At 66.5% G+C, this 11539-nt stretch carries 9 protein-coding genes; 6 read left to right on the top strand and 3 right to left on the bottom strand.

From position 1 onward, the window contains the following. Positions 1 to 48 precede the first annotated feature (48 nt). Both ACQPW1_RS26670 and ACQPW1_RS26665 read left to right on the top strand, forming a co-directional pair. Entirely contained in the window at positions 49 to 1578 is a 1530-nt protein-coding gene (locus tag ACQPW1_RS26670; protein WP_433654286.1) for an MFS transporter, read from the top strand. 111 nt (positions 1579 to 1689) lie between these two features. After that, on the top strand, positions 1690 to 2355 hold the full coding sequence (locus tag ACQPW1_RS26665; protein WP_433654284.1) for a TetR/AcrR family transcriptional regulator: 666 nt from the start codon (positions 1690 to 1692) through the stop codon (positions 2353 to 2355). A 4-nt stretch (positions 2356 to 2359) separates the two neighbouring features. On the opposite strand, the gene ACQPW1_RS26660 is transcribed toward ACQPW1_RS26665, so the two are convergent. Genes ACQPW1_RS26660 through ACQPW1_RS26650 form a run of 3 tightly spaced genes read right to left on the bottom strand, consistent with a single transcriptional unit; the run spans position 2360 to position 5014 of the window. Beyond that, on the bottom strand, positions 2360 to 3445 hold the full coding sequence (locus ACQPW1_RS26660; RefSeq protein ID WP_433654283.1) for an S-(hydroxymethyl)mycothiol dehydrogenase: 1086 nt from the start codon (positions 3443 to 3445) through the stop codon (positions 2360 to 2362). A gap of 8 nt (positions 3446 to 3453) precedes the next feature. Continuing rightward, on the bottom strand, positions 3454 to 4614 hold the full coding sequence (locus ACQPW1_RS26655; protein WP_433654282.1) for an NAD(P)/FAD-dependent oxidoreductase: 1161 nt from the start codon (positions 4612 to 4614) through the stop codon (positions 3454 to 3456). A gap of 49 nt (positions 4615 to 4663) precedes the next feature. Beyond that, a complete protein-coding gene (locus ACQPW1_RS26650) occupies positions 4664 to 5014 on the bottom strand; it encodes a bifunctional 3-phenylpropionate/cinnamic acid dioxygenase ferredoxin subunit (RefSeq protein WP_433654280.1) in 351 nt (116 codons plus the stop codon). Between the two features lie 195 nt (positions 5015 to 5209). Between ACQPW1_RS26650 and ACQPW1_RS26645 the strand changes: the two genes are divergently transcribed. Genes ACQPW1_RS26645 through ACQPW1_RS26630 form a run of 4 tightly spaced genes read left to right on the top strand, consistent with a single transcriptional unit; the run spans position 5210 to position 11499 of the window. Continuing rightward, positions 5210 to 7657 carry a GcvT family protein gene (locus ACQPW1_RS26645; RefSeq protein ID WP_433654279.1) on the top strand — a complete coding sequence of 816 codons (2448 nt, stop codon included), beginning with the start codon at positions 5210 to 5212 and terminating at the stop codon, positions 7655 to 7657. Between the two features lie 4 nt (positions 7658 to 7661). Beyond that, positions 7662 to 8825, top strand: a complete 1164-nt coding sequence (solA, locus tag ACQPW1_RS26640; RefSeq protein WP_433654277.1) for an N-methyl-L-tryptophan oxidase — start codon at positions 7662 to 7664, stop codon at positions 8823 to 8825. Between the two features lie 49 nt (positions 8826 to 8874). Next, positions 8875 to 10011 (top strand): aromatic ring-hydroxylating oxygenase subunit alpha, encoded by a 1137-nt coding sequence (locus tag ACQPW1_RS26635; protein WP_433665342.1) that lies wholly within the window; start codon positions 8875 to 8877, stop codon positions 10009 to 10011. Positions 10012 to 10017: 6 nt separating this feature from the next. Then, positions 10018 to 11499 carry an aldehyde dehydrogenase family protein gene (locus ACQPW1_RS26630; RefSeq protein WP_433654275.1) on the top strand — a complete coding sequence of 494 codons (1482 nt, stop codon included), beginning with the start codon at positions 10018 to 10020 and terminating at the stop codon, positions 11497 to 11499. The last annotated feature ends 40 nt before the right edge of the window (positions 11500 to 11539 follow it).

Genomic DNA, 11539 nt, shown 5'->3' with positions numbered 1-11539 from the left:
TGAAAGTTGCGTGGCGCGGAAACCACTGCGATCCATAACGTCGTTCCCATGCCATTCAACGTCCTGATCCGCGATCGCCCACCGGCGTCGCAAGAACCTCGACCCCATCCTGTCGCGCCGCGCGGCCTGCTCGCGACCATGTGTGCCTGCGTCGTGCTCGTCGTCGGCATGGTCGCGGCGATCAACCTCGCCGTCCCGATGCTCGCTGCGAGCGCACTGCATCCCTCCGCGTCGACGCTGGTCTGGATCGTCGACACCTACGTCATCTTCTTCGCCTGCCTGGTGATCCCGGGCGGAGCGGCAGGCGACCGGTTCGGGCGCAAGGGTGTCCTGCTGATCGGCCTGGGACTGTTCGCCGTGGGCGCGCTGCTGTCGGCGATCGCGCCGAACGTCGCCGTTCTGCTCGTCAGCCGTGCGATCACCGGTGTCGGTGCCGCCGCGGTGCTGCCCAACACGCTTGCTGTCCTGCTGCACGCCGTCCCCGTCGAACGCAAAGGCGCGACGATCGCGGTCTGGGCGTCGATGACGGGCATCGGTGGTGTTGTCGGCAATGTCGGTGGCGGAGTGGTCCTTTCGGGTGGATCGTGGCGCTGGTTGTTCATTGCCGCCGTGCCGATCTCGCTGGTTCTCGCCGCGCTCGTCGGACGGATCGCGCCGGTCTCGCCGCGTCATGGCCGTCGCCTCGATCTGCCTGGTGCGGTGTTGTTCGTCGCCGCGTCGGTGGCGTTGCTGCTCGGCATCGTTCAAGGTCCGGAATCGGGTTGGGGGAGTCCAGTCGTCGTCGGCGGGTTCGTCGGTGCCGCAGTGTTGTTCGCGGTGTGGACGGTCGTCGAGCTGAAAGTCGAACACCCGCTGCTCGATCCGCGGTTGTTCCGCGTTCCAGGCCTGCGCAGCGCCTGCCTCGGCATGACGGCGGTCTTCTTCGGCATGTTCGCGCTGTTCTACGTGAACGCATCGTTCCTGCAGTACGGACTGGGATTCAGCGTGTTCCGTACCGGTCTCGGCATCATCCCGTTGACGATTCCGATCATCCTCGGCGCGCGGCATGTCCATCGCCTGTCCCAGCGCATCGGTCTCGACGCCACCATCGCGCTTGCCTTCGTGTTCGTCGGCGGCGGACTGCTCGGACTGTCCACCAGTGACGCACAGACGTCGTACGTCGAATACGCCGCCTGGCTGGTCGTGACGGGAATCGGTGTGGCGCTGGCACTTCCGACGCTGTCCGGTGCCATCGCGGGCTCGCTACCGCACGCGCAGGCCGGAGTGGGCGCCGGATTGCAGGCCACCACCCGCGAATTCGGCAGCGCACTCGGCGTGGCCGTCATCAGCACGGTGCTCACCGCACGGTTCATCGCGGCGTTGCCCGAGGACGTCCGTGCCGATCATGACCCACACACCGTCGCCCAAGCGCTCGCCACGACCGATCCCGGCCGCGCCAATGATGTTGTCACCGCGTTCATCTCGGGCGCAGACCTCGGATTTCGAATGGTCGGCGTGACCGTGCTCGTCCTCGGCGCGCTTGTGGTGCTCCAGTCGCTGCTGTCCCGACGCGGACAAGCACACTCAGTGCAGCAGTGAGGAGCTACGGGACGGCGGGCTGCGTAGCCCGCCGGTCACCGGTCAGTACATGCAGTGGAGGTGCCGGGATGGCCTGACCGGCCGTATCGCCGGATAAGGGAAGATGGCCGGATGCCCAGGCAAACGGAGCGCCCAGGAAAGGTCGGTCGACCACCGCGTCTCTCGCGGGAGGCCATCGTGGCGGCCGCCGACCAGATGCTGCGGACCGAAGGCGCGGACAGTCTGTCGATGCGGCGATTGGCGAAGGAGCTGGGCAGCACGCCGATGGCGCTGTATCACCATGTGCGGGACAAGGACGAGCTACTGCTGCTCCTGCTGGAGTCGCACGCGCAACACATCCCGCAGCGGGAGTTCCCCGATGACCCCCGTGAGCGACTGCTGGAGGCGGCGTTCACGCTCTACGAGGGTCTCGCCGAGCGCCTGTGGATCATCGAGGTCCTGGCCACCGACCCGGTCATCGTGCCCGCGGCAATGGGAATGGTCGAGATGATCATCGCGGCGGCCGTGGACTACGGTTGCACCCTCGAAGAGGCCGTCGACGTGTACCGCGCTATCTGGTACTTCATCGTCGGCGATCTGACCGTCCGGGCGAGCAGAGATCGCCGACGGGCCCGACTGGCGGCTTCGTCTGCCGCCGAGCCGGGCATTGATCAGCTCGACCTGGCCGAGCTCCCCACGCTGGCCGCCATCGGCGACCAGTGGGTCGAGTCGACCTCCCGCGATATCCATCGGAAGGGCTTGGAGGCCATCGTGAACGGCCTCTTGCCGCAGCGTTAGTCGCTCACCACACCACGACCGAGCGCAGCACGTCGCCATGATGCATGGCGGTGAAGGCCTTCTCGACCTCGTCGAGTGAGATGCGTTCGGTGACAAAGCGTTCCAGGGGGAGTCGGCCCTGCCGGTAGAGGTCGATCAGCATCGGGAAGTCGCGTTCGGGCAGGCAATCGCCGTACCAGGAGGACTTCAAGGCGCCGCCGCGCGAGAACAGATCGATCAGCGGCAGGTCCAGGGTCATTTCCGGGGTGGGGACGCCGACCAGCACCACGGTGCCCGCCAGATCGCGGCCGTAGAAGGCTTGCTTCCAGGTTTCCGGACGACCGACGGCATCGATGACGACGTCGGCACCGAAGCCGTCGGTGAGTTCCTGTATCCGTTCGACGACATCCTCGGTGCTTGCGTCGATACGGTGGGTAGCGCCGAATTCACCGGCCCAAGCCAACTTTCGGGTGTCGCGGTCGATGGCGATGATGGTCTTGGCTCCGGCGAGGCGGGCTCCGGCGATGGCGGCATCACCCACACCACCGCAGCCGATCACCGCGACACTGTCACCGCGCGAGACGTTGCCGGTGTTCATCGCCGCGCCGATACCCGCCATGACACCGCAGCCAAGTAACCCGGCGATGGCCGGGTCGGCCTCGGGATCGATCTTGGTGCACTGCTTTTCGTGGACGAGGGTCTTGTCAGCGAAGGCGCCGATGCCCAAGGCGGGTGTCAGCTCGGTGCCGTCGGTGAGGGCCATCCGCTGGCTGGCATTGCTGGTGTCGAAGCAGTACCAGGGGCGGCCGCGCCGACACGCTCGGCATTCGCCGCAGACCGCCCGCCAGTTCAGCACGACGAAATCACCGACGGCCACATGGGTTACCGCCGCGCCGATCGTCGCCACGATTCCGGCTGCCTCGTGCCCGAGCAGGAACGGGAATTCGTCGTTGATGCCGCCCTCGCGGTAGTGCAGGTCGGTGTGGCACACCCCGCACGACTGGACGCGCACCACGACATCGTGCGCCCTGGGGTCGGGGATGACCACGTCGACGATCTCGACCGGCGTTCCTTTACTGCGAGCGATGACGCCGCGCACGGTTTCGGACACGAATCCTCCTACAGGGTTGCGATGGCCGCGGGCCGCCGCTCGATCTGCTTGCGGTACCGGGTGAACAGGCGGGCATTGTCGATGGCGAAGACGGCCACCGGCTCGCCGTCACGTTCATAGAGGGCGGTGCACGACGGCGTCGACGGGTCGCCGTCGATGAAGCGCACCGCGTCGTCCGGGCGGCGGTGGCCCGCGAACTGGATCATTCGGCCGTACTGCCGTGACCAGAAGTAGGTGGATGGGATGTGCGCGAACGGCGCACCCATGATGGCCGCCGCCGCGATGCGGGCCTGGGCGGTCGCGTTCGACCAATGCTCGCTGCGGTGGTGGGTACCCAACGCGTCCTGGTAGGCGCGGGCGCAGTCGCCGATGGCGTAGATGTCGGGAATCGTTGTGCGGCAGAGGGAGTCGGTGACGAATCCGTTGTCGATGTGCAGCGGGGAATCCTGCGCCCATTCGGTGTTGGGGATCGCACCGATACCGATGATCACCGCATCGGCGGCGAGCAGCGTGCCGTCGGTGAGACGCACCGCGCTGACGTGTTCGTCGCCGAGGAACTCGGCCACGGCGACCCCGGTGCGCAACCGGACACCGTTGGCCGTGTGTAGATCCGCGCACAGCGCCCCGAGCTGTGGGCCGAAGACGCCGGACAGCGGATCGATCGCGAGTTCGACAATGGTCGCCGCCACTCCGAGAGTGGCTGCGGTCGAGGCGATCTCGGCACCGATGAGACCCGCACCGATGATGACAATGGTGCGCGCGGTGCGCAGTGCGGCGCGGATCGCGCGTGCATCGTCGATGGTGCGCAACGTGTGGATGCCATGTAGGCCTCGCGCGCCCGGTAGCGAGCGGGCGCGTGCTCCGGTGGCCAGCACCAGCGATTGCCCGGCGACTGCTGTCCCGTCGTCCAGGGTGACGCCGGGACCTATTGCGGTGGAGGTGATTCCGACCGCGCGGCGTCCGAGAATCCAGCGTGTGCCGGGATCTTCGGTGTCGCCCAGCGCGATATCGAGATCATCGTGCAGGAATTCCTTCGACAGCGGCGGCCGGTCGTAAGGCGGGTGGATCTCGTCGCCGACCACGGTGATGCCGCCGTCGTAGCCACATTCGCGGAGGTCTCGTACCAGGGAGAATCCGGCCAGTGACGCGCCGACGACCACAACACTCATGGCGTCACCTCACCTGGCTCTGTCGCGCGCGACACCGCGGTTCGCGCGTTCATGACGGCACCTCGGTAACCACGACGTCGCCGTCGAGCACCCGCACCGCATACGTGCGCACCCCGACCTTGGCGGGCGGCCCGGAAACTCGGCCGGTGCGCAGATCGAAACACGACTCGTGCAGCGGGCATTCGACAGTGCAGTTCTCCACCCACCCGTCCGCGAGAGACGCGTCCTGATGGGTGCAGGTGTCATCGATCGCGAACAAGCCCTCCTCGGTATGGAATACCGCGATCGGCGTCCCACCGTCCGGCCGTACGGTGGCGGCCTCGCCGACCGGCAGGTCCGCAAGGCGTGCGATGAACAGTTCGGTCCCGGAGGTGGCCGTGTGCTTCGCAAGGGATTCCATAAACCCTCCATGAGTTGCTTAGAGCGCAACAGGTATCGCGATACGCAACAGTGTGCATCGGCGCCGAGTCGCCGTCAACCCCTGAATCGCCCTGTTAACAAGTGGTTTCCAGTGGTTGACAGCGTGCCACGACAGGCGGACTATTTGTTGCGTAATACGAATTCGTTGCGCTACTAGCAACAACGGAGGCACCCTTTGGCTCACCCGAAAGTCGTCATCATCGGAGCCGGGATCGTCGGGGCATCGCTGGCCGACGAAATGGCTGCCCGTGGTTGGGCCGATATCACCGTGCTCGACCGGGGACCGCTGTTCAGCACCGGTGGATCTACTTCGCACGCACCAGGTTTGGTGTTCCAGACGAACCCGTCCAAGACGATGACCGAGTTCGCCCGGTACACCACGGAGAAGTTCGGCGCGCTCGATCATCCGGCCGGACCCGCGTTCGATGCGGTCGGCGGGTTGGAGGTGGCGACCACGCCGGCGCGCTGGCGCGATCTGCACCGCAAGTTCGGCTGGGCGCAGTCGTGGGGGATCGAGGGGCGCCTGCTGGATGCGTCCGAATGTGCGGCCTTGTACCCGCTGCTCGATATCGACCATGTTATCGGCGGATTCCACACTCCCGCAGACGGTTTAGCGAACGCGGTGCGCGCGGTCGAGGCCCAGGCGCGGTCGGCGACCGCCCGCGGTGCGCGGTTCCTGCCCAACCAGGAGGTGCTCGGCATCGCCGAGAGCGGCGGCCGAGTGGTCGGCGTACAGACGGCCGACGGTGTCATCGACGCGGACATCGTCGTGTGCGCCGCCGGATTCTGGGGTGCGGAGCTGGCGAAGAAGGTCGGACTCGTGCTGCCGCTGGTGCCGATGGCGCATCAATACGCCAAGACCGGGCAGCTGACGGCCTTGATCGACCGCGCTCCAGGCGCAGCGCGCCTGCCGATCCTGCGACATCAGGACCAGGACCTCTACTTCCGCGTGCACGACGACCGGATGGGCATCGGCTACTACGGCCACCGGCCGATGCCGGTCGACATGTCCACGCTTCTGTCGGACACCGCGGGCGAAGAGATGCCCTCGATGTTGCCCTTCACCGATACCGACTTCGCCCCCGCCTGGCGCGAATCGATGGAACTGCTGCCCGCACTGAGTGATTCGAAGCCGGAAGAGGGATTCAACGGGATCTTCTCCTTCACCCCCGACGGCTTCTCCATCATGGGCGAGCACCGCGACCTCGCGGGCTTCTGGGTCGCCGAGGCCGTATGGGTCACCCATTCGGCCGGGGTGGCCAAAGCGACGGCGGAATGGATCATCGACGGCGCCCCGAGCACCGACGTACACGAGTGCGATCTCTATCGTTTCGAAGACGTCGCGCGCAGCAGCGAATTCATCATGGAGACCAGTTCGCAGGCCTTCGTCGAGGTGTACGACATCATCCACCCGCACCAGTTTCGGACAAAGCTGCGCGGTCTGCGCACCAGTCCCTTCTACGCCCGTCAACAGGAGCTGGGCGCGTTCTTCTTCGAGGGCGGCAGCTGGGAGCGCCCGGCTTGGTACGAGGCCAATGCCGCACTGACACAACGTCTTCGCGACGACGGGCTCCCGTTCCCGGACCGGGACGAATGGTCGAGGAACTTCTGGTCGCCGATCTCCATCGCCGAGGCGCGCTGGACCAGAGAACGCGTCGCGATGTTCGACATGACACCGCTGACCCGGTACGAGGTGTCGGGTCCCGGCGCACTCGACCTCTTGCAGCGGCTCACCACGAACAATCTGGACAAGAGCGTCGGCTCGGTCACCTACGCGCTGCTGCTCGACGAAACAGGCGGTATCCGTAGCGATGTCACCGTCGCCCGGCTCGATCCGCAGCGTTTCCAGGTGGGCGTGAACGGCCCGATGGACTTCGACTGGATCACCCGGCACCTGCCCGGCGACGGTTCGGTGACGTTGCGCGACATCACCGGCGGCACTTGCTGTATCGGCGTGTGGGGGCCGAATGCGCGGGACCTGTTGCAGCCCTTGTGTTCCGACGACCTTTCGCATCAGTCGTTCAAGTACTTCCGGGCGCTGCACACCTACCTCGGCGCCATCCCGGTCACCATGATGCGTGTCTCGTACGTCGGCGAACTCGGCTGGGAGATCTACGCGACCGCCGAATACGGCAACGCCCTCTGGGATCTGCTGTGGGCGGCCGGCCAGGCGCACGAGGTGATCGCGGCGGGCCGGATCGCGTTCAACAGCCTGCGCATCGAAAAGGGCTACCGCAGTTGGGGAACCGACATGACCGCGGAACACCAGCCAGCCGCAGCCGGTCTCGACTTCGCGGTACGGATGACCAAGCCCGACTTCATCGGCAAGACCGCGCTCGAGCAAGCCGAGCCACCGGCAAAGATGCTGCGCAGCATCGTCTTCGAGGACCCGTCGGCGGTCGTCCTCGGCAAAGAGCCGGTCTACGTGTACGGCCTGCTCGGCGGGTATGTGACCAGCGCAGCATATTCGGCCACCATCGGACGCAGCATCGCCTACGCGTGGCTGCCCGCGTCCGTCGTCGTCGGCGACGCGGTCGAGGTCGAGTACCTCGGCGACCGCTACATCGCGACGGTGCACGCCGAGCCGGTGGTGGATCCCGAGATGTCCAGGATCAGGAGGTAGCGGCATGGCCACGGCGACAAAGGGTTACGACGTCATCGTGATCGGCGTCGGCGGGATGGGCAGTGCCGCCGCCGATCACCTCGCGGCGCGCGGGCAGCGGGTGCTCGGGCTGGAGAAGTACACCCCCGCGCACGATCGCGGCTCGAGCCACGGCGGTTCGCGCATCGTCCGGCAGTCCTATTTCGAGGACCCCGCCTACGTTCCGCTGCTGCTGCGCTCCTACGAGCTCTGGGAGAAGCTGGTCGCAGATGCCGACCGGGAAGTCATCCGGCTCACCGGCGGCCTGTACCTCGGCCCGCCGGACAGCCTGACGGTCGCGGGCAGCCTGCGGGCGAGCCGCGAATGGTCACTGCCGCACGAGGTCCTGGATGCCGCCGAGATCCGGCGGCGCTTCCCGAACTTCACCCCCGCCGACGACGACATCGCGGTGTACGAGCCCAACGGCGGCTTCGCCCGCCCTGAACTGACGGTGCAGGCGCACATCGACCTGGCACTGCGAGCAGGTGCGACGCTGTCGTTCGGGGAGGAGGTACTCAGCTGGGCCGAAACCGATTCCGGCGTCACCGTGACAACAGCCCGGGCCACCTACCACGCGGACCAGCTGCTCATCTGCCCCGGCGCGTGGGCGCCGAAGTTGCTGGCCGACTTCGGCATTCCGATCACCATCGAACGCCATGTCCTGTACTGGTTCGATCCGATCAGCGGCCCAGCGGCTTTCGAGGGCCAGCCGATCTACATTGCCGAGGACGACTCAGGGATGCAGATATACGGCTTCCCCGCCATCGATGGACCGGCAGGCGGGGTGAAGACGTCGTTCTTCCGAAAGGGCACCGTCTGCACGTCCGACACCATCGATCGCGTTGTCCATCCAGACGAGATCGACGCGATGCGAGACCGCGTCGCCGCCTTGATCCCGGCGATGGCCGGACCGTGCGTCCACACCGCGACCTGCATGTACTCCAACACCCCCGACGAGCACTTCGTCATCGCCCGTCACCCCGGCGGCAACCGCATCACCATTGCCTGCGGCTTCTCCGGCCACGGCTTCAAGTTCGTCCCGGTGGTGGGGGAGATCCTGGCCGATTTGGTCATCGATGCGACGACCAAGCACCCCATCTCGCTCTTCGACCCGCAGAGGCTGGTGACCAATGAAGACAGCATCGCATAGCGATTCCATGGGGGGTGGTGGCCGGGCGACGGGTGGGCCGACGGCGGACATGCCGGTGACTACACCGGCCCTGATCCCCACCCTCGGTGGCAAGTGGTACGTCGACGACGCCATCTTCACGGCCGAACAGGAACAGCTCTTCGAGCGAATGTGGTTCTGCGCCATCAGAACCGGCGATCTCGCCCAAGCCGGTCAGTTCAAGCGGGTCCAGGTCGGTCGGGAGAGCGTCCTGATCGTCCGCGGCCGCGACGGCGCCTTACGCGCGTTCCTGAACATCTGCCGCCACCGCGGCGCGATGCTGTGCACCGAGGACCAGGGCCAGGTACGACGCAACCTGCAATGCCCGTACCACGCCTGGACCTACGGCCTCGACGGCAAATTGCTCGCAGCACCGAACATGGCCGCCCTGAAGGACGCCACCGGCGCCGACATCGATCGGGTGGCCTACGGACTGGTCCCGGTCGCCCTGCGCGAATGGCTCGGTTACGCCTGGGTCTGCCTGGCCGACGAGCCGCCGGTGTTCGAGCACGAGGTGATGGGCGCGGTCACCGAACGCCTCGGCGACCCGGCCGCGATCGACGCCTACGAGATCGACACGCTCGAAGTGGGCCGGCGAGTTGTTTATGACGTCGCGGCCAACTGGAAGCTCATCGTGGAGAACTTCATGGAGTGCTATCACTGCGCGACCATCCACCCCGAACTCACCGAGGTGCTCCCCGAATTCGCGCAGGGACTGGCCGCGCAGGTGTTCGTCGGCCACGGCGCGGAATTCGGTGCCGATATCGCCGGATTCACTGTCGACGGTTCGCCGGGTTTCGATCGGCTGCCAGGGGTTACTCCGGAACAGGACCGTCGCTACTTCGCGATCACCATCCGGCCGACGGTTTTCGTCAATCTGGTCCCGGACCACATTATTTTCCACCGGATGTTCCCGATGTCCGCGGACCGAACTATCGTCGAGTGTGATTGGTTGTACACCAAGGATGTGGTCGCCGCGGGACGAGATGTGTCCCGTTCTGTCGAATTGTTCCACCGGGTGAACGAGCAGGATTTCGCGGCATGCGAGCGAACGCAACCCACAATGTCGTCGCGCGCCTACCGTAAGGGCGGGGTGTTGGTGCCCGCCGAGCATCACATCGCGGAGTTCCACGAGTGGTTGTCCTGTCGTATCGGTGACGTGAGGTGACGTGAGATGAATGGTGATCCGGATCTGCTGATCGGCGGTCGATGGGCGCATGCCGCGGACGGCGGGGTACGGCAGATCATCGATCCGGCCAACGGCGCCGTCGTGGCGACGGTGGACGAGGCAACACCGGAGGACGCGCGCGACGCCGTTGCCGTCGCGCGGACGACCTTCGACGAGGGGAGCTGGGCCGCGACGCCGGTCGCCGAACGCGCGGCGTTACTGCTGCGGATCGCCGACCTGCTGGCCCGCGACAAGGATCGGTTGGCCCGGCTCGAAACAGCGGACACCGGAAAGACATTGGTGGAGAGCGAGATCGACATCGACGATGTGATCTCGGTGTTCCGCTACTACGCGGGCGCCGTCGCGGTGCAGGCGGACCGGCTGATCGATGTCGGCGATCCGGCGGTGATCAGCCGGGTGATCCGCGAGCCGATCGGCGTGTGCGTGCTCATCGCACCGTGGAACTACCCGCTGCTGCAGATGTCGTGGAAGGTCGCGCCCGCGCTGGCCGCGGGCTGCACCATGGTGCTCAAGCCGAGCGAGGTCACCCCGCTCAGCACCATCGAGTTCGCGCGGCTGGCCGAGGAGGCGGGCGTACCCGCCGGGGTGCTCAACCTGGTCCAGGGCAGCGGCGCGGTGCTGGGCACGGCGCTGACCGACAACCCGGCCGTCGACTTCATCTCGTTCACCGGCGGTCTCGCCACCGGCCGGACGATCAGCAAGGTCGCCGCCGAACACGTCACCAAGGTGGCAGTGGAGCTCGGCGGCAAGAACCCGCACATCGTCTTCGCCGACGCCGACTGGGAAACCGCCGTCGACCATGTGCTGACCGGCGTGTTCCTGCACTCCGGTCAGGTCTGCTCGGCGGGCACCCGGTTGATCGTCGAGGAGTCGATCGCGGAGGACTTCGTCGCGGAACTGGCGAGCCGGGCCGAGCGGATCCGGGTCGGCCCCGGCCTCGACCCGGCGACCGAGACCGGACCGCTGGTCTCCGAGGAGCATCGCGCGAAGGTGGAAGCCTATGTCGCGCTTGGTATTTCGGAGGGCGCGAAGCTGGTGACCGGCGGTGCGCGGCCGAGCGACCCCGCATTGCAGGAGGGCAGCTACTACCTGCCGACGATCTTCGATCGGTGCGACCGATCGATGCGCATCGTGCAGGAAGAGACCTTCGGCCCGATCCTGACGGTGGAGCGATTCCGCACCGAGGCCGAGGCGATCCGGCTCGGCAACGACACCGAATACGGTCTGGCCGCGGGTGTGCGCACCTCGGATTCGGCCCGCGGCGAGCGGGTGGTGCGCGCGCTGCGGCACGGCACGGTGTGGCTCAACGACTTCGGCTATTACACCGCTGGTGCGGAATGGGGCGGGTTCAAGAAGTCCGGCAACGGACGTGAGCTCGGCCCGACCGGATTGGCCGAATATCAAGAAATCAAACACATTTGGCACAACACGGCACCTAAGCCGGCGGAGTGGTTCAAGGGCGTCTGATCGTAAGTAACAATTCTCGGCCGGACAGCCCGTACGGCCG

This window comes from Nocardia sp. CA-128927 (assembly GCF_050955855.1).
Taxonomy (GTDB): domain Bacteria; phylum Actinomycetota; class Actinomycetes; order Mycobacteriales; family Mycobacteriaceae; genus Nocardia.
The sequence above is the reverse complement of the archived record's forward strand: the minus strand, read 5'-3'. Positions and strand labels throughout refer to the sequence as shown.

What these genes read in the sequence shown, in the direction of transcription:
- solA (WP_433654277.1), top strand. Translation starts at nt 7,662, where the DNA reads ATGGCCACGGCGACAAAGGGTTACGACGTCATCGTGATCGGCGTCGGC.
- ACQPW1_RS26670 (WP_433654286.1), top strand. Translation starts at nt 49, where the DNA reads ATGCCATTCAACGTCCTGATCCGCGATCGCCCACCGGCGTCGCAAGAA.
- ACQPW1_RS26635 (WP_433665342.1), top strand. Translation starts at nt 8,875, where the DNA reads ATGCCGGTGACTACACCGGCCCTGATCCCCACCCTCGGTGGCAAGTGG.
- ACQPW1_RS26665 (WP_433654284.1), top strand. Translation starts at nt 1,690, where the DNA reads ATGCCCAGGCAAACGGAGCGCCCAGGAAAGGTCGGTCGACCACCGCGT.
- ACQPW1_RS26650 (WP_433654280.1), bottom strand. Translation starts at nt 5,014, where the DNA reads ATGGAATCCCTTGCGAAGCACACGGCCACCTCCGGGACCGAACTGTTC.
- ACQPW1_RS26655 (WP_433654282.1), bottom strand. Translation starts at nt 4,614, where the DNA reads ATGAGTGTTGTGGTCGTCGGCGCGTCACTGGCCGGATTCTCCCTGGTA.
- ACQPW1_RS26630 (WP_433654275.1), top strand. Translation starts at nt 10,018, where the DNA reads ATGAATGGTGATCCGGATCTGCTGATCGGCGGTCGATGGGCGCATGCC.